We start from the raw sequence: 19,256 nt of genomic DNA, 5'->3' as shown, positions 1-19,256 counted from the left end.
TAACCTGCTGGACAATGCGGTGAAGTACACCCCGGCAGGCGGGAAAATCGCTGTGTCGGTGGTGCTGTGGGAAATGTATGTGGAGATCAAAGTGACCGACACCGGCAAGGGCATTTCCGAAAGCAATCAGGCTGCCATCTTCCGGCGCTTCTATCGTGAGGAAGAAGTACACGAACAGCAGGGCGTGGGCATTGGCCTGTATCTGGCCCGCGAGATTGTAATGCGGCAGGGCGGCTATGTCAAAGTGGTTTCGGAGCCGGGCAAGGGTTCGGAATTTTCCATTATGCTGCCTACAAAATGAAAGTAAACAAGCGAGGTGTTTCTATTATGAATGAACGAGAAAAAATAATCCGACTGTGGTTTGATATGTGGCTTTATCAGAAAGATATGGGCATTGATGATATTTTTGCGGAAGATGTACTCTATACAGAAAGTTGGTGTCCCCAGTATAGCAATCGTAAAACAGTAAAACATTGGTTTCAGGAGTGGAATACCCGTGGAAAGGTGGTAGTTTGGGAAATCAAGCAATTTTTCCATAAAGAAAATCAAACGATTGTAGAGTGGTATTTCAAAAATGGAATGAACAATGGGGATATAGAGGAATTTGACGGTATTTCTTTGATTGAATGGACAGAGGACAATAAAATAAAATCATTAAAAGAGTTTGGGTGTAACCGTAATACCTACAATCCTTATCAAGAAAGCGATACTCCTCAATTTAGAAATCAAAAGGCGAATTGGTTTTAGAACAGATCATGAGCTACGGCGGACGGCCATTTCCGGCTGCCCGCCGTAAATTTTTTTGAAATGTCCGAGCGCTGTAACATTTCACCCCGATTTTCAATGAAATTTTTTGGCCGCTGTAACATTTCGCGGACATTTGGGTTTTACAATGACCTTATCAACAGGCAGAAAGCCTTGAAAGGAGTTTTGAGTATGAGCGTTTTGCAGACGATTGATCTGAAAAAGTATTACGGCACAAAGCCGAATATCACCCGCGCCCTTGACGGCGTGAACTTCTCCGTAAATGACGGTGAGTTTGTGGCCGTTGTGGGAACCTCCGGCAGCGGCAAGTCCACCCTGCTTCACATGATGGGCGGGCTGGACACTCCCACCAGCGGAACAGTGATTGTCCGAGGCGAAGAACTGGCAAAGAAGAACGACGAGCAGCTTACCATCTTTCGCCGCCGCAACATCGGCTTTATCTTCCAGAACTATAACCTTGTTCCGATCCTGAATGTGTATGAGAACATCGTCCTGCCGGTGGAGCTGGACGGGGACACGGTGGATCAGAAGTTTTTGGACGAGATCGTTCATCTGCTGGGGCTGGAAGATAAACTGAAAAATATGCCGAACAATCTTTCCGGCGGACAGCAGCAGCGTGTGGCTATCGCCCGCGCCTTGATTACCAAACCGGCTATTGTGCTGGCCGACGAGCCGACCGGCAACCTTGACAGCAAGACCAGCGCCGAGGTGCTGGGGCTTATCAAGCGCACCAGTGCAGAGTTCCGGCAAACTGTTGTGATGATTACGCACAATGACGACATTGCCCGCCTTGCAGATCGGATTGTCCGCATTGAGGACGGCAAGATTGTGGAGTAAGGAGGTGGCAGGCTATGACATGGCCTTTTGAGAATGATACCAGCGCCATTACAAAGAAGCTGGCAAAGAAAAGTTTGCAAAGCGAGAAGCTCCGGAATCTGATGGTGGTGATTGCCGTTGCGCTGGCGGCATTTCTGATCTGCTTTACGGGAATTGTGTCTACCTCCCTGACACAAATGCAGCGCAATCAGGTTGTCGATACTTATGAGGCGGTCTGGCTGGGCGTAGAGGAAAACGACATTGAAACCCTGAAAGGACTGCCGGAGTTTGAGCGCGTAGGCGGCTACTATATGCTGGGTGAGGAGCTTTCAGAACAGGGCTATCATGCGTCTTATGTGTATTGCGACGCGCAAATGATGGAGATTACCAAGGCGCAGATGGAGTTGTTAGAGGGCCGGGTTCCTGAAAAAGCAAATGAAGTTGTTGTAAGCGAATACTTTCTTTCCACCTATGGAAACAATGCCAAGATCGGGGACACTGTGACCTTAGATACAGAGAGTTTTCATGGTGATTATGTCGTTACCGGCATTATGGACAGCGTAAATGAAAAAGAAGCGAATACCTGCGCTATCATTCTTTCCAACGCTGCCCTGACAGGATGGAAAGGGTTTGACCCGACTGGCTATCGCGCCTATGTCCATTTCAAAAACAGCGACCAGTTGGGCGAAGAACTGATGACCTCTTATTGCAGGGAGATTGCGGAGGAATATCAGCTTCCTATGCCCAAAATGAACAGCAAGTATTTTGCCTATGCTTCTAAATCCTTTGATTTTGCACTGATGGCTGGCGTGATTGCCATTGTTCTGATCGGCGGCTATATTGTGATCCAGAGTATCTTCCGTATCTCCATCAATGACAAAATCAAGAGCTACGGGCAGCTACGGACGATTGGTGCAACGCCAAAGCAAATCAAGCGGATTGTAAAGCGGGAGGGGCGTAAACTCGGCAGTATCGGGATTTTGATTGGTACAGTGCTGGGTGTATGCGGCGGTTTTCTTTTGTTTCCCAAGGGATTTAATGCTGTTTCCTATGTGGCAACGATTATTTTGATACTCATAAGCAGTTGGATCATGGTATCTGTTTCCATCCGTAAGCCGATAAAAATTGCGGCAGGGATTTCCCCGATTGAAGCCGTCCGTTTTACCCCGGCACAAAAGGACATCCGAAGCCGAAAAAAGAATATCAAGCTCAATCCTGTTTCAATGGGAATTGCGAATTTTAAGCGTGACCGAAAAAAGACCGTTGCTATTGTAGCCTCATTGAGTTTGGGCGGAATTATTCTGCTTGTGGTATCCTCCATTGTTTTGCTGCGTTCTCCAGAGGCGCTTGCAAGACGGTTTTTCCCGGACGGCGACTATAAAATTTATTTGGATTCTGAAATGACAGAAGAAAAGGTTATGGCAGCGGGAAATCCGTTGAATGAAGAATTAAAACAGGAAATCTTATCTATTGATGGTGTTACAGATATAATTTCAAGCAGACAATCTCTCTATGCAACCCTTAAGACGGACATTTACCAAAGCGGTGGTATGTGTGATATGCTGACCGACCAGAATTATGCAACAGTTGAAGCGGCTCTGACAGCAGGAACGATGCCAAAAGATTCCCGTAGTATTGTAATTGACTATAATGTGCTAAAGCAGAATGAGGATATGGGTGTTGGTTCAACAGTTGACTTTTATTTTGGAGAGGGGCAACCGCCTGTTTCCGTCACTGTATCAGGATTGTTTGATTCCAACAAGACGCCTTCCGGGCATGGAAAACTGGCCCTCGATGGAGTACTCTTTTTCGCACCAGAAGCATTGTTCCATGAACTGCACCCGGAAATCGCTTCTTTCGACTATTCATGGAGCATTGTAAACGATCCGAAAAAAACGGACTATGTGGGAGCTGAATTGAAAAATATTGTTGCCAGCCATAGTAATATTGCCTTAGATGAAATCAATACAGTGATTGAATATGAAGAAATGACAAATTCTTTTGCGTTTGGCAGTATGGAGATACTTTCATGGTTGGTATTTCTCTTTGGCGTTATCAACCTTATCAATACGACACTCTCTAACCAGATAGCCCGAAAGCAGGAAAACAGTATTCTGCGTTCTATCGGCCTAACACAAAAACAGCTATGTGAAATGAACATCTGTGAGGGGCTGTGCTATGCGCTCTTTGCAACATTGGCGACGCTGATCGTTGGGCTTCCGGCTTCCATCTTTGCTTGCAGAAAAATGAGTATAGGAGCTTTTGCCGGAAATGTAGTGCCTTACAAATTCCCGGTTTTGGAAATGGGACTGTTCATTCTGGTATTGTTCGGAATGGAACTGATCTTGTCTGTATGGACAATCCGCAGACAGAAAAAGCAATCCCTGATCGAACAAATGCGGGCGATGGAATAACCGTATGGGATCGGCGGGGCGGCGTGTGCTGCCCCGCTTTTTTCGCCATTTCTCAAAAAATTTTTGAAATGTCCGAGCTTTGTAACAATTCAGCCTGTTTTTTTGTCGAAATCAAAGGCACCTCGGACATTTATAGTTCTTCCAAAAGTTTGATGATAATATTACCATTCATGGAAGAAGCAATCTGTTATTGCAATAATGCGAAATTGACGATAGAAAGTTTTTCATATCTCGGTCAGCTCAACAATTACATTACTCTGCTGATACAGCCAGTCCGTAAATTCTTTCGGGCTGGCCGTTCCTGTTTTTACAGCCTTTTTTCTCTGTAAGGCTTCTTTCTTAAAGTCGGAAAAGGAAGCCTGTATTTTTTCCAGACGGTCAGCCGGAAAGCCTGCGGTATTTTTTACCCGGTTTATTTTGTTGCGCCAGTTCTGGCATTCATTTTTATAAAGCAGGTCATAGTTATTTTCTCTTGACCTCTCGTCAAATTCCCGCTTGTTTTGAAGCGCCTGTGCTTTTCGGCACTTGTCGCTGCACAGCTCATACCGCTGGCTCTTTGCCAGAAAATATTTTCCACAGACCTTGCACCGCCGGAAGCAAAGCCCCCAGTCATTCAGCCTGTTCAGATAATAGGTAATCAACGGGTAGAGGGACGCATAGGCAGACACACATTCTTCTGTGCGCCGGTTGTCCGGGAACCAGAGGTCAAGCCGGGTATCTTCTGACGGTGCGCCTTTGAAATAAAGGCTGCCAGCTTGAAATTGTTTCGGTTTTCCTGTCTCCCTGTCAAAGCTCATGGTTTCGTTTTGGAATACCCCGGTCAGTCTGCTCATTTTATCCATGAAGCGGTCACAGGCAGCGTTACGGTCACGGGGTTCTCTGGCAAGCAGATAGCTGTTCCAGATACGGAACGCCACATACATTTTCAGAGGGTCGTTGCTAAGATATTTCTCCCAAAGAAATTCGCTTGCCGCCTGCTCCAGCTCCGGCTGTTTCCATCGGTTGGAGTGGAGAGCTTGCCGCAGCGGAGAAAGCCCGTATAAGTTCCAGTCTCTGTCCGTGTCACGCTCAAAGTTTATCAAAAAAGTTCCCAGTGGGCGTGTCATATCACAAAGCACCTCTGCGTTTTGGCTCCCGTTCAGACGGAAGCGGATCTGCTGTTCTTCCCCAATCAAAATCCGCTCTTTCATTTTCTTCCTGTCCAGCGTCAGGACAAACAAAATCCTCTCAAAACATGGCTCATGCCGTATAAACTGATTCTCCATCCCTATCCCCTGCCTTTGTTTATGGTAATTATATAATTCAGTTATATCCGTTACACTCATGGTATCGCAGAATCATTGTTTTGTCAAGGATAGTACGCTATGATGATTGCGGTTGGTAATTTCGTACCGCACAGTACCTTGACAAGTGAATGACCGTCCAAAAGGGATATGACCGGCAGGAGAAGTGACGCATTCGGCGCACCAATGCAGGGAAACACCGCAGGAATGGGGCAGGAAAACGGCTTTTGGGGAGAACGGCAACAGGAAGCATTTTAACCTATTTGATTTATGGGAGGAACAGAATGAACGATAAAAAGAGATTGAACAGCTACGAGGATTTACCGCTGGTTCTGGATGTGGCGGACATTCAGTGGATTATGGGAATTTCAAGAGCGAGCGCCTATGAGCTGGTACACACACCCGGCTTTCCAGCGTTCCGCAGGGGCAGACTTATCAAGGTCAGCAAAATTGCTTTCTTTGAATGGATGGCAAAAGGCTCCGAAACCGTACCGGGAAGCGACAAATAAGCGTGAGGTATCATTCCCTGACTTGCAATACTGCCGCACTTTCCAAAGGGGCATACAGAGGGAAAAAAACTTAAAAATGATACCGAGACGCTACATCAAAACAGCCTATCTGCGTACATCAGATAGAAACGGAGAAAGGAGCCGGTTATGGCAAGAATGAGTAACAAGCGGCGGTTGGAATGGTCTTTCTTCTTAAATGACCGCAGCCGTATCACTTACAACGAACTGTGCCGGAAATGCCAGCACGAATGTAAACAGAGCTTCCGGGCGGTTGTGGTTGACTGCCCGAAGTATCTTTCCAAGCGTTCCAAGAAAAAGGACAAGACTGCCGGAAACGGCAAAATCCCTTAGGAACTAAGGGCGCACTTCTATACATAGTCTAAAGACCATGTATCGTGCGTCCTGCGGAGCTTACCTCTGCCGCTGATAAAATCAGCAATCCGAGGTCTGCGTTCGCTTCGCTCCGACAAGGTGGCTACACCCCCTTGCGCCGCTAAAGCGGCTATCCCCTGTGTACTCGCCGCAAAGAGAAATCCGCTCTGCGGTTTTCCCTTTTCATCGGGTTTTATAGAAGCACTGACACACGGACTGTCTGCGGATGGTCTTTCTTTATCTTATCAGCAAAGGATGTGAGAACATGGAAAAATCTTTGGAACAGTTGAAGCAGGAATATGAAAAAACCACTGTCCTGCTGGAACAGGAAAAACGGAAAATGCAGCGTTTGAAAAACCGGCAGGCGTATCTGGAAAGCGGTTCCCGGAAACAGAGGACGCACCGGCTGATTACCCGTGGGGCAGCTATTGAGAGCATTGCACCACAGACAAAGGAGCTATCCGAAGCGGAATTTTATTCCCTCATGGAAAGCATTTTGAATCTGCCGCAGGCGGAGCATTTCATCCGGTCTGCCACAGAGAACCACGCCCGTATTTCCGGGCAGGAGAAAGGCGGTGACTAAGGATAGCACTTTATCATTTTTCAATCGCACAGATCAAGCGCAGCGCCGGTCAGAGCGCCATTGCCAGCGCAGCCTATCGAGCCGGGGAGCGTCTTTACAGCAGCTACTATGGAGAAGTCAGCGACTACACCAAAAAGGGCGGCGTGATCGCTTCGGAAATCATGCTGCCGCCCCATGCGCCGGAAATATATCTTGACCGGGCGACCCTCTGGAATGCTGTGGAGAACTGCGAGAAACATCCAAAAGCACAGCTTGCCTATTCCTTTGATATTGCCATGCAGAATGAATTGACGCTGGAAGAAAACATGGAGCTGGCGAGGAAGTTCGTACAGGAGCAGTTTGTGACAAAAGGCATGATTGCCGACCTTGCTTTTCACAGCCCGGAGAAAGAGGACGGCGGCATCCCTAACCCGCATTTTCATGTGATGACAACCATGCGCCCTTTGAACCCGGATGGCACATGGGGACAAAAACAGCGTCGGGAATATCTTCTTGATGAAGATGGAAACCGAATCCGGGATAAAAACGGCGATTATATGTTTAACGCTGTCCATACAACAGACTGGCATGAGCCGGAAACGCTGGAACACTGGCGGGAGCAGTGGGCGGCTGCCGTTAATACAAAATTTGAGGAAAAAGGGCTGGATGTGCGTATCGACCACCGTTCCTATGTGCGGCAGGGGCTTGACCTGATACCTACTGTCCACGAGGGAGCTAATGTCCGGCAGATGGAAGCAAAGGGCATCCGCACCGAGAAAGGGGAACTGAACCGCTGGATTAAAGCCACCAACCGGCTCATGCAGGATGTGAGGAAGAAGATCAAAGCCCTGTTTGTCTGGATGGCAGAGGTAAAAGAAGAACTTTCCAAACCGCAGACACCGAGCCTTGCCGACCTGTTGATCGCTTATTACAACCAGCGCAACGCAGGGGCATGGAGCAATAAAGCCAGAACCGGAAACTTAAAGCAGTTTGCCGAAGCCGTCAATTATCTGACGGAAAACAAGCTGCTCACATTAGAGGATTTGCAGGAGCGTCTTTCCTCTGTCAACGAAGAATTTGAAGCGTTAAGCGACTCCATGAAAAAGAAATCTGCCCGGATAAAGGAATTGCAGGAATTGATACGGGAGGGCGAGAATTACCAGCGGCTAAAACCTGTTCATACGGAATTGAACAATATCAAGTTTAAGAAACAGAGGGAGAAATTTGAAACATCCCACGATGCGGAGTTACGGCTGTTTTATGCCGCCCGCCGTATTTTGAAAGAAAAACTGGACGGAAAACCCATTGCCCTGAAAGCATGGAAACAGGAATACGCACAGTTAAAAACAGAGTATGCCGAACTGTCTCCGCAGCACAAGCCACTCCGGGAGGAAGTCATACGGCTACGGCAGGTGCAGAACGCCGTAGATACCGCACTGCGCCGGAGGGAGCAGCCACAGGCAGTACAGAGAAAGAAACATGAGATGGAGCTATGATATAATCGGCAGCTTTACCGCTACCAGTATTTTTATGGAGGGAGCATTTGAATGTATTTGAAGCGGTGAAACAGTCTGTTACCACTCGGCAGGCTGCTTCATTCTATGGAATCCGGGTGGGGAGAAACGGCATGGTCTGCTGTCCATTCCACAATGACCGCACGCCCAGCATGAAAGTGGACAGCCGCTTTTACTGCTTCGGCTGCGGGGCTTCCGGGGATGTGATCGACTTTGCCGCTTTGCTGCATGGATTGGGGAAACGGGAAGCTGCGGTCAGGCTTGCGGAGGACTTCGGCGTTTCCTATGAGAAATCCGGCAATGCGCCGCCAGATAGGAAGCGTCACAACAGGTCACAGCCCCGACAAAAATCAGCGGAGCAGAGATTTCAGGAAACGGAACGGTATTGTTTCCGGGTGCTATGCGATTATCTGCGCCTGCTGGAGCATTGGAAAACAGCACACGCCCCACAGCCGCAGGATGCCATCTGGCATCCTCTTTTTGTGGAAGCGTTGCAGAGGATAAGCTACACAGAATACCTTTTGGATATTTTGTTATACGGAGAAATAGAAGAAAAAGCGGCATTGATCGCCGCACAGGGAAAGGAGGTGTTGCGGCTTGAACAGCGAATTTCAGAGCTTGCCGCCGGAAACGCAGGAAGCGGTCAAAAGGACGATGGACACAATGGAACCGGCGCAGACACCGGCAGAAATCCGGGAAACATTAGAGGGGACGCAGAAAGGCGGCGTGAAGAACAGCATCCGAAACTGCCTGACGGTGTTCCAGCGTGACCCTCTGTTTCGCGGGGCGCTGCGCCTGAACCTTTTGACGGAGCAGATTGACATTGTGAAGCCGCTGGGCTGGGAGCGCACCAGTACCACGCTGACCGACATGGACATGAACTACCTGCTTTTGTATCTGGAAGAAAATTACGGGCTTACCAGCGAGAAAAAGGTGCAGAGCGCCATCAAGATTGTTGCCAATGAAAACCGCTACCATCCAGTCAGGGATTACCTGAACAGCCTGCAATGGGACGGCACAGAGCGCATCCGTTACGCCCTGCATCACTTTCTGGGAGCCGATACGGACGAATACACCTATGAAGCCTTGAAACTGTTCCTGATGGGAGCCATCCGGCGGGTATTCAGACCGGGGAGCAAGTTTGAGGTCATGCTCTGTCTGGTTGGTGGTCAGGGAGCCGGGAAATCTACCTTTTTCCGGCTGCTGGCAGGCAGGGACGAATGGTTTTCAGACGATTTGAAAAAGCTGGACGATGAAAATGTGTACCGCAAGCTGCAAGGGCATTGGATTATCGAGATGTCGGAGATGATTGCCACAGCCAACGCCAAGAGTATTGAGGAAATCAAGTCATTCTTAAGCCGCCAGAAAGAAACCTACAAAGTGCCGTATGAGACACATCCGGCAGACCGGCTGCGGCAATGTGTATTTGGAGGGACGACCAACCGGCAGGACTTTTTGCCCCGTGACCGCACCGGCAACCGGCGCTTTCTCCCCGTGACGGTGTACCCGGAACGGGCGGAGGTTCACATACTGGACGATGAAGCGGCGGCGAGGGCGTATATCGAACAGATGTGGGCGGAAGCCATGACGGTTTATCGCAGTGGGAAGTATAAGCTGTCATTCAGCATGGAAATGAACCGATACCTGAACGCCCACCAGCAGGACTTTATGCAGGAAGACACACAGGCCGGCATGATCTACGCCTATTTGGAGGACTACACCGGCGACAGGGTATGTTCCAAGCAGCTTTATGAGGAAGCGCTGGGGAACTTAAATTCCCCGGCAGACTGGGAGACACGGGCAATCTGCGAGATTATGAATACCGGCATTGCGGGCGGCATCATACAGGGCTGGGTAGCCTACAAAAGCCCGAAGCGGTATAAGAAATACGGTTCTCAAAAAGGCTGGGAGCGTGTCAACCAAGCTCCGCCGGAGGGGGACGGTTTTCAGGAAATCACGGAAGAAGAAGCCCGGCAAATGGAACTTCCATTCTGAAAAGCCACCGGTTGACAGTTTGGTTGACGCTTTGGTTGACAGCCGGTTGACGGGGAAAAGCCTGATATTTGGGGCATTTCTCTCCTTTGTCAACCATGTCAACCAAGAAATCAAAGAAAAAGTAAAAAGTAATAATAGAGCGCCTATGGATTGTTTTCAAAGTCTTTTCTGCCGGTTGACACGGTTTGGTTGACACGGAGACAGTCTGCGGCTGTACACCTGTCTGACATTCCCTTGTCGGGCATATTTCATTTATGGAGGTAACTGCCTATGGCAAAAAGCAAAAACGAGAGCAATAACAAAAACAGCGGCACCCTGCTTACCGAAAAAGACGGCACCCAGTATTTTGTCATGGGGAAAGTCCGTATCAAGGTATCGGAGCATTTCGCACAGGATGGGAAGCCGCTTGACAGCCTGCTGGAAGATGTGATCCAGCACGCTGCCGCCGCTTCCTGAAAAAATACGGAATAACGACTGTCAATCAGCCCACGCTTATGATATACTTGTACCAGCGAGTATTGTATAAGCGTGGGTTGTTTCTTTTAGAAGGAGGATTTTTAACCGTGAAACAACCATACAATACAACGATTTATAACACTGCACTATATTTGAGATTGAGCCGTGACGATGAATTACAGGGGGAAAGCGGCAGTATCCAGACCCAGCGCATGATGCTTAGACAGTATGCCGCAGAGCATGGGCTGACCGTTGTAGACGAGTACATTGACGACGGATGGAGTGGGACAAATTTCGAGCGTCCAAGTTTCCAAAGGATGATTGATGACATCGAAGACGGGAAAATCAACTGCGTTGTCACAAAGGACTTATCCCGTCTGGGAAGAAACTATATCCTGACCGGTCAGTACACGGAAATCTATTTCCCCAGCAAGGGAGTACGCTACATTGCCATCAATGACAATGTGGACACCATCAACGGAGAAAGCGAGCTTGCACCGTTCTTAAACATCCTGAATGAAATGCACGCCCGACAGACCAGCAAAAAGGTCAAGGCTGCCATGCACACAAGATTTGCCAATGGCGCACACTATGGAGCCTATGCACCGCTGGGCTATGTAAAAGACCCGGACAAAAAAGGTCATCTTCTGATCGACCCGGAAACACGCTGGATTGTAGAGAAGATTTTTGACCTTGCTGTACACGGGCGTGGAGCCGCCAGCATTACACGGATTCTGGTGGAGGAAAAAGTACCTACCCCCGGCTGGCTGAACTATGAAAGATACGGGACTTTCGCCAATATCTACGCCGGTGCGCCCGCAGAAAAAGCCTATGCGTGGACGATTGCACAGGTCAAGAGCATTTTGAAAGAGGAAACCTACATCGGTCACAGCGTTCACAACAAGCAGAGCAACATTTCATTCAAGAACAAGAAAAAGGTGCGGAAGCCGCAGGAAGAATGGTATCGTGTGGAAAATACCCACGAAGCCATCATTTCCGAAGAAGTGTTCCAAAAAGTTCAAGAGCTGATTGCAAGCAGACGCAGGAAACGCAGAAACGGTACGACACAGATTTTCGCAGGATTGATAAAATGTGCAGACTGCGGATGGTCTTTAGCCTATGGGGAAAACAAGCAGAACAAAAACCCATACGGGTACTACCATTGCAGCAAGAATGGACAGGGATTACGCCAGTGTTCCATGCACTATATCCGCTATGATGTACTGTATGCCTATGTGCTTGCAAGACTGCAATACTGGTCTATGCTGGCACAGAAAGATGAGGACAAGCTGCTGAAACGGCTGCTCAATGTCAGCGACAGGGAAAGGAACTCTGCGAAGAAAAAGCAGGCTGCGGAGCTGAAAAAGGCAGAGAAGCGTAAAGCCGAGGTTGACGGGCTGTTTGCTAAAATGTATGAGGACTGGTCTGCCGGACGCATAACCGAGTATAACTTCAATATGCTGTCCGAGAAGTACCAGAACGAGCAAAAGGAGCTTGAAACAAAAATAAGACAGCTTCACGAAATGATGGAAGCCGCCGTACAGACCGCAGCGGATGCTGAAAAGTGGATTGCCCTAATGAAACAGTATGTCAACCCTGTGGAGCTGACCGCCGAACTTCTGAACACTCTAATTGAAAAAATAACCGTCCACGAAGCTGTCAAGGGCGAGGATGGAAGCCGTGAGCAGGAAGTAGAAATCTACTACCGCTTCATCGGCAAAATCGACTGACCTTTCTTTTTTTACCCAACAATATCTTTAATTAAGGGAAACGGGCGGCGGTGCTCCCGATATCTCGCTCCTCCCATTGTTATCACAGGCCCTCGGCGTGGACACCGAAGCCCTGCTGAGAGGCGATCTGGAGGAAAACGATATGACTAACGGCAATATGAAGAAAATGCGGTTTTACCGCTGTCCGGCCTGCGGCAACCTGCTGTTCTCGACCGATGACGCAGATGTGACCTGCTGCGGTGCAAAATTGACCAACCTCGTTATGCACAAACCAGACGAGGAAAATGCACTGCAAATTGAGCACAGCGACGGCGAATGGTATATCACCGCACCGCATGAAATGCACCGCGAGCACTATATCTCGTTCGTTGCATTTCTCGCCGGAGACACGATGATCGTCAAAAAGCAGTACCCGGAATGGGGATTAGACGTGCGTCTGCCCTATATTCGGCATGGTATGCTGCTGTGGTACTGCACGAGGGACGGACTGTTCTATCAGAACATCTGAGCAAAGGCAGGGTAACCTGCCTTTTTTATTTTTGCAGGAGGCTTTTTACAATCCTTCATTTTTGGTTATATTTTTCGTAAAATCGACTTGCTTTTTTAGGAGGGCAATGGTATAGTCAAAGAGAACTTTATACTACTAAAGCTTGGAGGTAGTTCAAATGTACAAAGAAATGATGGATTCCATCGGTATGATCCAGTCGATCGACCCCGAGCTGGGCAGTGCGATGAACGAGGAGCTGCACCGTCAGCGCCAGAATATCGAGCTGATCGCCAGCGAAAATATCGTTTCTCCCGGCGTTATGGCTGCTATGGGCAGCGTGCTGACCAATAAGTACGCTGAGGGTCTTCCCGGCAAGCGCTACTACGGCGGCTGTGAATTTGTTGACAAGGTAGAGCGCATCGCAATCGAGCGCGCATGTGAGCTGTTCGGTGCAAAGTATGCGAATGTTCAGCCGCACTCCGGTGCACAGGCCAACCTTGCGGTTTACTTCGCTCTGCTCGATCTGGGCGATACCGTTATGGGTATGGATCTGTCTCAGGGCGGTCACCTGAGCCACGGCTCTCCGGTCAACCAGTCCGGCAAGAACTACCACTTTGTTTCCTACGGCGTAAACGAGGATGGCTTCATCGACTACGCTGAGCTTGAGAAGGCTGTCAAGAAGCATCGCCCGAAGCTGATCGTTGCAGGTGCATCCGCGTATCCGCGTGCCATCGACTTCGAGAAAATGGCCGAGATCGCACATGGCTACGGCGCTTACCTGATGGTCGATATGGCGCACATTGCCGGTCTGGTTGCCGGCGGTCAGCACCAGAACCCGATGCCGTATGCTGACGTTGTTACCACCACCACCCACAAGACGCTTCGCGGTCCGCGCGGCGGCCTGATCCTGACCAACAACGCAGTTCTGGCAAAGCGTATTAACTCCGCTGTATTCCCGGGCACCCAAGGCGGCCCGCTTGAGCATGTTATCGCGTCCAAGGCGGTTTGCTTCGGTGAGGCACTGCAGCCGGAGTTCAAGGAGTACGCACGCAAGATCGTCGAGAACGCCAAGGCTATGGCTGCACAGCTGCAGGCACGTGGTGTCAAGCTGGTTTCCGGCGGCACCGACAATCACCTGCTGCTCGTTGATCTGACCGACGAGGAGTGCACCGGCAAGGATCTGGAGGCGCGTCTGGATTCGGTTCACATCACCGCCAACAAGAACACCGTTCCGGGCGAGAAGCGCAGCCCGTTCATCACCTCCGGCGTTCGTCTGGGCACCCCGGCCGCTACGACTCGCGGCATGGGCGTGGAAGAGATGAAGATCATCGCGGACTGCATCGCAGATTGCATCTACCACTACGATGAGAAGAAGGACGAGATTTCCGCACGCGTTCTGGCACTCACCGAGAAGTTCCCGCTGTACGAATAATCTCCGGCTGCCGCGGAACTACTCATCCGGATTTCTGAGCAATGGCTGCATAAAGCTCCGGCGCACGCAAATCCGATGATACTCATACCAAAACAGAGCGTTTCACTGCTGTGAAGCGCTCTGTTTTCATTTCCGGGTAAGTCTCAAGCCTCTTGAAGTAATCCATTAAGCACATTTGCATCTGAATTTTTCGACAACGGAAAAAGACCGACGCCTGCATTTTGCAGGCGTCGGCCTCATACATATCTGATGCTTTTCCACTGACGATTATCACAAGTTTTCCTTTTAACCCTTGAAATCCCCAGTGTTTTCAGCGTTTTGGGGTACTTCTTAGTACATGCCGCCGCCCATATCCGGAGCAGCCGGAGCAGCCGGAACCGGCTCCTTCTTATCAGCAACCAGGCTCTCGGTAGTCAGAACCATCGAAGCAACGGATGCTGCATTCTGCAGTGCGGAACGGTTTACCTTGGTCGGGTCAACGATGCCGTTTGCGATCATGTCGCCGTAGGTCTCGGTTGCAGCGTCAAAGCCGTAGCCAACCTTGTCAGCGTGCTTAACCTTATCAACAACGATTGCGCCCTCGATGCCTGCATTGGCAGCGATCTGCTTCATCGGTGCTTCCAGACCGCGTGCAACGATCTGCATACCGGTCTTCTCATCGCCGGTTGCCTCTGCAGCCAGAGCCTCAACCGCTGCGATAGCGTTTACATAAGCTACACCGCCGCCTGCTACGATGCCTTCCTCAACAGCTGCGCGGGTTGCGTTCAGTGCATCCTCGATGCGGAGCTTCTGCTCCTTCATCTCGGTCTCGGTTGCAGCGCCAACCTTGATAACTGCTACGCCGCCGGCCAGCTTAGCCAGACGCTCCTGCAGCTTCTCACGGTCGAAGTCAGAGGTGGTGCGCTCGATTGCGCCGCGGATCTCAGCAACGCGGTTTGCGATAGCCTGCTTGTCGCCTGCACCGTCAACGATGGTGGTATTCTCCTTGGTTACCTTGATCTGACGGGCAGAACCCAGCATATCCATGGTAGCGTCCTTGAGCTCGATACCAACCTCCTCGGAGATTACGGTACCGCCGGTCAGGATCGCGATGTCGCGCAGCATATCCTTGCGGCGATCGCCAAAGCCCGGAGCCTTAACAGCTACGCAGGTGAAGGTGCCGCGCAGACGGTTTACGATCAGGGTGGACAGAGCCTCGCCCTCAACGTCCTCAGCGATGAGCAGCAGCTTCTTGCCGGCCTTAACAACCTGCTCGAGGATCGGCAGCAGCTCCTGAATGTTGGACAGCTTCTTATCGGTGATCAGCACCAGAGCATCATCCAGGTTTGCTTCCATCTTCTCGGTGTCGGTGCACATATACGGGGTGATATAACCGCGGTCGAACTGCATGCCCTCAACAACCTCAGAGTAGGTCTCAGCGGTCTTGGACTCCTCAACGGTGATAACGCCGTCGGTGGAAACCTTCTCCATAGCCTCTGCGATCAGGGTGCCGATCTCGTCGGAGCTGGAGGAGATAGCGCCTACACGAGCGATGTCGCCCGTGCCGTCAACCTTCTTGGAGTTCTCAGCGATTGCTGCAACAGCAGCCTTGACTGCCTTGGAGATACCGCGGCGCATTACCATCGGGTTTGCACCTGCAGCTACGTTCTTCAGACCCTCGCGAACGAAAGCCTGTGCCAGAACGGTAGCGGTGGTGGTACCGTCGCCTGCGATGTCGTTTGTCTTGGTGGCAACTTCCTTAACGAGCTGTGCGCCCATGTTCTCGAAAGCGTCGTCCAGCTCGATCTCCTTGGCGATAGTAACACCGTCGTTGGTGATCAGCGGACCGCCGTACTTCTTATCCAGTACAACGTTGCGGCCCTTCGGACCGATGGTTACCTTAACGGTATCAGCGAGCTGATCAATACCGCGCTGCAGAGCCTTGCGCGCGTCCTCGCCGTAAATAAGCTGCTTAGCCATGATGAATTACCTCCTGAAAATTACTCTACGATTGCCAGAATGTCGCTCTGACGAACGATGATATACTTCTCGCCGTCCAGCTTAACCTCAGTACCGGTGTACTTGCCGGTGATGACCTTCTGGCCCTTCTGAACTTCCATCTTGATTTCCTTGCCGTCAACAACGCCGCCCGGGCCTACTTCGATGATTTCAGCAACCTGGGGCTTCTCCTGTGCGGATGCGGTAAGAATAATGCCGCTTGCGGTGGTCTCCTCCGCCTCGACCATCTTGATAACTACGCGGTCGCAAAGGGGCTTGAGCTTCATAATGGATTCCTCCTATGAAAAATAAGATTTTACAATGTTGGGGGTTAGCACTCAAATTACCCGAGTGCTAACTTCGAGTATTATCTTACACCAAGGAGCCGCAATATGCAAGGGGGTAATCCGGAATTTTCACAAAAATTTTCTAAACAAATTATGAACAGTGCCCTATAGCGCTCAGCGTTTTGCCGGCCGTTTAGCAGACGGTCGGTCGGAGTGCTTATTCTCTCCCCTGTTTGATGCAGACGGGTCTTTAAAATACATATGCAGCTCGCACTTGATCATGCCGTTATACAGCTTGCGGCGCTTATCCGCCTTGCGGCCGTAGCAACGCTCGAACAGCGGGTCCGAACTGAGCAGATACTGCTTCATCGGGCTGTTTTTCGTCGCTCTGCCGAGGTCGGCGTACAGCTTTTCCGCCTGCTGCAAATCCAGCAGACGCTCACCGTACGGCGGATTGGCAAACAGTACGCCTGCACCGCTGTAATCGCGCTTTACTGCGTCCGCGCGCTCGAAGAACACCGTGTTCGCTACACCGGCCTTGCGCGCGTTCTCGATGGACAGCTGCACGCAGTCCGGGTCGATGTCGCTGCCGACGATATCGAATTTTGCGTCCGGCTGGGCAAGGTCAAGCGCACTCTCGCGCGCCTGCTGCCAGACCGACTTGTCAAAGCAGCTCCACTTTTCCGCGTCAAAGCGGCGCAGCAGACCGGGGGCACGGCGCTGCGCGATCATGGCCGCCTCAATCGCGATCGTGCCCGAGCCGCAGAACGGGTCGAGGAACGGATCGCGCCCGCGCCAGCGCGCCAGCTTGACCATAGCCGCCGCCAGTGTCTCACGAAGCGGCGCCGCATTGCTGTTGGCGCGGTAGCCGCGCTTGTGCAGACCGGCACCCGAGGTATCGAGGTACAGCTCAGCCACATCGTGCATGATGGCGAACTGAATCTGATACTTTTCACCAATCTCATCAAACCAGGTCTGACCGTACTTCGCGCCCAGACGCGATACGACTGCCTTTTTGATGATCTTCTGGCAGTCCGGAATCGAGTGCAGCGCGGAGTCCAGACTGTGACCCTTGACCGGAAATGCGCCGTCCGCCGGAATGAACTGCTCCCACGGGAGTGCTTTTACTCCCTCGAACAGCTGGTCGAACGTTTTAGCTTTGAATGTGCCGATGCGGATGAGCACGCGCTCGGCGCACCGCAGGTTCAGGTTCGCCCATGCGAGCGTGTTCTCGTCACCGGTGAACAGCACGCGGCCGTTTTCCGCGTGAACATCGGTCAGCCTGCCGCCGAAGCGCAGTTCGTCCGCGACGATGCCCTCCAGCCCGAACAGGGTCGGGCAGCATAATGTGAGTTGCATATGGTTTTCCTCCAAAAAGGCTCCCGCCGTCAGAGCAGGAGCCGAAAGTCCTTTTTAACCTTTATATTGTATCGGTTTTTAAGGATTTTGTCAAGATTTGCGACGAGATAACGCGGTTTGCTGAATGCCGCTATCCGGAGCGTTATCGCTTGAAAAGCGATAACGCTCTTGCCTGCCCTGCACGGGCACAAGAGGGAGACACCAAGGTTTGCCCGTAGGCCACTAAACCTTTTTCCGCGCCGTGTGCAGATTAAAGCAGTGTTCGATTTGTGCAGGTAGAGCCAGCGCATTCATGTAAGCAAACAGATAGAATCGGCAATGGGTAAAGAGGGCGTTGTCCATTGCAAATTCCAAACAGGAGTGTTTCTATGAACACAGTGGGTATTGATGTTCCAAGCAGAAAGAGCACGGCTGCAGCGCTTCGTTCTTTGGGCGAGGTTGTTCAGCTGCCGTTGGATGTTGTCCGCAACGCGGGAGGATTGGCCTCTCTCGCCGAGCACTTGAAGGCACTTGACAGCGAAACCCGCGTTGTGTTGGAACACGCATCGTAGTTCGTGAACGCATCGTCATCCGGCGGTTCCGGCCAACTCCACTGCTCGATCGGCTCATTGATATGCACGTCAAAGAACTTTGTTTCCGGTTCGCCGCACTCGCAGTTCGTTTCAAAGAAGCAATCCGGCATGAACTCTGTTCCGTGCCAGCCTTTACCTTCTCCAGTTTCGGCATTATACTGCGTAAAGTGCCAGCCGCTGCCCTCTGCTTCTCCTTCTTCCTGCTCAAAACGCACATATGGGAGATAGATCATTTTTCATTTTTCACACCTTTTTTCCTCCTTATTTGAGGCCTATTTTTACTGCGGACAAATAAAAAAGTGCCGGTAATGAGGATTTCATTACCGACACTTTCGATAAGGAAGGCTCTTTAGGGTCTTCCTTTTCTTTTTACCAAGAACTACCCCAATTACAGGAGTTATCGCCTATGCCCAGCAATATACCATCAAAGCCCGATGAAAACGGCGCAGCCGAATTCATTAAGCACCAGAAACTATGTGACTTGGATTACTATTCCCGCTTTTCGCGCGAGGAATTGGAAACCAAGCACGCCGATATTCTGCATTTATATGAGGCCCTTAAGAAAGACACCCGCTTTTGGATTGTCTTATCGTTCGCCCTGATTCCGGTTAGTGCGGTTATCTTATGGGACTTTTATCTGCTGCTTGCCAATCCCGCCTATGCCTTTTACGCATCAAAAAATATGAACATCGCAGAGATTATAGCTCTTCTCATACATATCGGAGC

20 protein-coding genes are annotated in these 19,256 nt (G+C 50.6%); 15 read left to right on the top strand and 5 right to left on the bottom strand.

The annotated features are described in order from the left end of the window. The 4 genes from DWZ82_RS15750 to DWZ82_RS14030 all read left to right on the top strand — a co-directional run. The coding region (locus DWZ82_RS15750) for a sensor histidine kinase (RefSeq protein WP_243022960.1) at window positions 1-301 on the top strand (301 nt) is incomplete at its 5' end. A 26-nt stretch (window positions 302-327) separates the two neighbouring features. After that, the gene (locus DWZ82_RS14040; RefSeq protein ID WP_044946403.1) at window positions 328-747 is read left to right on the top strand and encodes a nuclear transport factor 2 family protein; all 420 of its coding nucleotides are present in this window, start codon (window positions 328-330) and stop codon (window positions 745-747) included. A 189-nt stretch (window positions 748-936) separates the two neighbouring features. Beyond that, window positions 937-1,602 carry an ABC transporter ATP-binding protein gene (locus tag DWZ82_RS14035; protein WP_002586595.1) on the top strand — a complete coding sequence of 222 codons (666 nt, stop codon included), beginning with the start codon at window positions 937-939 and terminating at the stop codon, window positions 1,600-1,602. Window positions 1,603-1,616: 14 nt separating this feature from the next. Then, on the top strand, window positions 1,617-3,995 hold the full coding sequence (locus tag DWZ82_RS14030; RefSeq protein ID WP_118481319.1) for an ABC transporter permease: 2,379 nt from the start codon (window positions 1,617-1,619) through the stop codon (window positions 3,993-3,995). 224 nt (window positions 3,996-4,219) lie between these two features. Here the strand turns inward: DWZ82_RS14030 and DWZ82_RS14020 are convergent, their stop codons facing one another. Continuing rightward, complete coding sequence (locus DWZ82_RS14020; RefSeq protein ID WP_270441363.1) at window positions 4,220-5,185, bottom strand: DUF6076 domain-containing protein; 966 nt, start codon at window positions 5,183-5,185, stop codon at window positions 4,220-4,222. Between the two features lie 377 nt (window positions 5,186-5,562). Between DWZ82_RS14020 and DWZ82_RS14015 the strand changes: the two genes are divergently transcribed. From DWZ82_RS14015 to glyA, 10 genes are all read left to right on the top strand, one after another. After that, window positions 5,563-5,787 carry a helix-turn-helix domain-containing protein gene (locus DWZ82_RS14015; RefSeq protein WP_024726897.1) on the top strand — a complete coding sequence of 75 codons (225 nt, stop codon included), beginning with the start codon at window positions 5,563-5,565 and terminating at the stop codon, window positions 5,785-5,787. 147 nt (window positions 5,788-5,934) lie between these two features. Then, a complete protein-coding gene (locus DWZ82_RS14010; RefSeq protein WP_004614949.1) occupies window positions 5,935-6,138 on the top strand; it encodes a hypothetical protein in 204 nt (67 codons plus the stop codon). Between the two features lie 286 nt (window positions 6,139-6,424). Beyond that, window positions 6,425-6,742, top strand: coding sequence for a DUF3847 domain-containing protein (locus tag DWZ82_RS14005; protein WP_008816380.1), 318 nt, complete (start codon window positions 6,425-6,427; stop codon window positions 6,740-6,742). Between the two features lie 2 nt (window positions 6,743-6,744). Continuing rightward, window positions 6,745-8,217: a MobQ family relaxase gene (mobQ, locus tag DWZ82_RS14000; protein ID WP_074104019.1), complete on the top strand. Its 1,473-nt coding sequence runs from the start codon at window positions 6,745-6,747 to the stop codon at window positions 8,215-8,217. Window positions 8,218-8,264: 47 nt separating this feature from the next. Further along, the gene (locus DWZ82_RS13995) at window positions 8,265-9,005 is read left to right on the top strand and encodes a CHC2 zinc finger domain-containing protein (RefSeq protein ID WP_014079457.1); all 741 of its coding nucleotides are present in this window, start codon (window positions 8,265-8,267) and stop codon (window positions 9,003-9,005) included. Beyond that, window positions 8,890-10,230 carry a virulence-associated E family protein gene (locus tag DWZ82_RS13990; RefSeq protein WP_009321442.1) on the top strand — a complete coding sequence of 447 codons (1,341 nt, stop codon included), beginning with the start codon at window positions 8,890-8,892 and terminating at the stop codon, window positions 10,228-10,230. The genes DWZ82_RS13995 and DWZ82_RS13990 overlap by 116 nt, the downstream gene beginning before the upstream one ends. A 270-nt stretch (window positions 10,231-10,500) precedes the next feature. After that, window positions 10,501-10,686, top strand: coding sequence for a hypothetical protein (locus tag DWZ82_RS13985; RefSeq protein ID WP_004849804.1), 186 nt, complete (start codon window positions 10,501-10,503; stop codon window positions 10,684-10,686). A 38-nt stretch (window positions 10,687-10,724) separates the two neighbouring features. Beyond that, window positions 10,725-12,416, top strand: a complete 1,692-nt coding sequence (locus tag DWZ82_RS13980) for a recombinase family protein (RefSeq protein ID WP_243182705.1) — start codon at window positions 10,725-10,727, stop codon at window positions 12,414-12,416. Window positions 12,417-12,558: 142 nt separating this feature from the next. Continuing rightward, complete coding sequence (locus DWZ82_RS13975; RefSeq protein WP_118481318.1) at window positions 12,559-12,924, top strand: hypothetical protein; 366 nt, start codon at window positions 12,559-12,561, stop codon at window positions 12,922-12,924. 157 nt (window positions 12,925-13,081) lie between these two features. After that, window positions 13,082-14,335 carry a serine hydroxymethyltransferase gene (gene glyA / locus DWZ82_RS13970; protein ID WP_118481317.1) on the top strand — a complete coding sequence of 418 codons (1,254 nt, stop codon included), beginning with the start codon at window positions 13,082-13,084 and terminating at the stop codon, window positions 14,333-14,335. A 330-nt stretch (window positions 14,336-14,665) separates the two neighbouring features. On the opposite strand, the gene groL is transcribed toward glyA, so the two are convergent. The 4 genes from groL to DWZ82_RS13950 all read right to left on the bottom strand — a co-directional run bounded on the left by groL (window position 14,666) and on the right by DWZ82_RS13950 (window position 18,763). Continuing rightward, on the bottom strand, window positions 14,666-16,294 hold the full coding sequence (gene groL, locus DWZ82_RS13965) for a chaperonin GroEL (RefSeq protein ID WP_118481316.1): 1,629 nt from the start codon (window positions 16,292-16,294) through the stop codon (window positions 14,666-14,668). A gap of 20 nt (window positions 16,295-16,314) precedes the next feature. Then, a complete protein-coding gene (locus tag DWZ82_RS13960; protein WP_110436870.1) occupies window positions 16,315-16,599 on the bottom strand; it encodes a co-chaperone GroES in 285 nt (94 codons plus the stop codon). A gap of 174 nt (window positions 16,600-16,773) precedes the next feature. Then, window positions 16,774-17,958 (bottom strand): THUMP domain-containing class I SAM-dependent RNA methyltransferase, encoded by a 1,185-nt coding sequence (locus tag DWZ82_RS13955; RefSeq protein ID WP_118481315.1) that lies wholly within the window; start codon window positions 17,956-17,958, stop codon window positions 16,774-16,776. 442 nt (window positions 17,959-18,400) lie between these two features. Next, window positions 18,401-18,763 carry a hypothetical protein gene (locus DWZ82_RS13950; RefSeq protein ID WP_118481314.1) on the bottom strand — a complete coding sequence of 121 codons (363 nt, stop codon included), beginning with the start codon at window positions 18,761-18,763 and terminating at the stop codon, window positions 18,401-18,403. A 173-nt stretch (window positions 18,764-18,936) separates the two neighbouring features. On the opposite strand from DWZ82_RS13950, the gene DWZ82_RS13945 reads away from it, so the two are divergent. Continuing rightward, the coding region (locus DWZ82_RS13945; protein ID WP_147356951.1) for a hypothetical protein at window positions 18,937-19,256 on the top strand (320 nt) is incomplete at its 3' end.

It is taken from the genome of Butyricicoccus sp. AF35-5AC (genome assembly GCF_003477715.1).
GTDB classification, from domain to species: Bacteria; Bacillota; Clostridia; order Oscillospirales; family Butyricicoccaceae; genus Agathobaculum; species Agathobaculum butyriciproducens.
Note: the sequence above shows the minus strand (reverse complement) of the source record. Positions and strands in the feature narration are given on the sequence as shown.

Bases quoted from the DNA above. Each gene is read 5' to 3' on its own strand.
- DWZ82_RS14040 (WP_044946403.1), top strand. From the start codon at position 328: ATGAATGAACGAGAAAAAATAATCCGACTGTGGTTTGATATGTGGCTT.
- DWZ82_RS14035 (WP_002586595.1), top strand. From the start codon at position 937: ATGAGCGTTTTGCAGACGATTGATCTGAAAAAGTATTACGGCACAAAG.
- DWZ82_RS14030 (WP_118481319.1), top strand. From the start codon at position 1,617: ATGACATGGCCTTTTGAGAATGATACCAGCGCCATTACAAAGAAGCTG.
- DWZ82_RS14020 (WP_270441363.1), bottom strand. From the start codon at position 5,185: ATGAAAGAGCGGATTTTGATTGGGGAAGAACAGCAGATCCGCTTCCGT.
- DWZ82_RS14015 (WP_024726897.1), top strand. From the start codon at position 5,563: ATGAACGATAAAAAGAGATTGAACAGCTACGAGGATTTACCGCTGGTT.
- DWZ82_RS14010 (WP_004614949.1), top strand. From the start codon at position 5,935: ATGGCAAGAATGAGTAACAAGCGGCGGTTGGAATGGTCTTTCTTCTTA.
- DWZ82_RS14005 (WP_008816380.1), top strand. From the start codon at position 6,425: ATGGAAAAATCTTTGGAACAGTTGAAGCAGGAATATGAAAAAACCACT.
- DWZ82_RS13990 (WP_009321442.1), top strand. From the start codon at position 8,890: ATGGACACAATGGAACCGGCGCAGACACCGGCAGAAATCCGGGAAACA.
- DWZ82_RS13985 (WP_004849804.1), top strand. From the start codon at position 10,501: ATGGCAAAAAGCAAAAACGAGAGCAATAACAAAAACAGCGGCACCCTG.
- DWZ82_RS13980 (WP_243182705.1), top strand. From the start codon at position 10,725: ATGATATACTTGTACCAGCGAGTATTGTATAAGCGTGGGTTGTTTCTT.
- DWZ82_RS13975 (WP_118481318.1), top strand. From the start codon at position 12,559: ATGACTAACGGCAATATGAAGAAAATGCGGTTTTACCGCTGTCCGGCC.
- glyA (WP_118481317.1), top strand. From the start codon at position 13,082: ATGTACAAAGAAATGATGGATTCCATCGGTATGATCCAGTCGATCGAC.
- groL (WP_118481316.1), bottom strand. From the start codon at position 16,294: ATGGCTAAGCAGCTTATTTACGGCGAGGACGCGCGCAAGGCTCTGCAG.
- DWZ82_RS13960 (WP_110436870.1), bottom strand. From the start codon at position 16,599: ATGAAGCTCAAGCCCCTTTGCGACCGCGTAGTTATCAAGATGGTCGAG.
- DWZ82_RS13955 (WP_118481315.1), bottom strand. From the start codon at position 17,958: ATGCAACTCACATTATGCTGCCCGACCCTGTTCGGGCTGGAGGGCATC.
- DWZ82_RS13950 (WP_118481314.1), bottom strand. From the start codon at position 18,763: ATGATCTATCTCCCATATGTGCGTTTTGAGCAGGAAGAAGGAGAAGCA.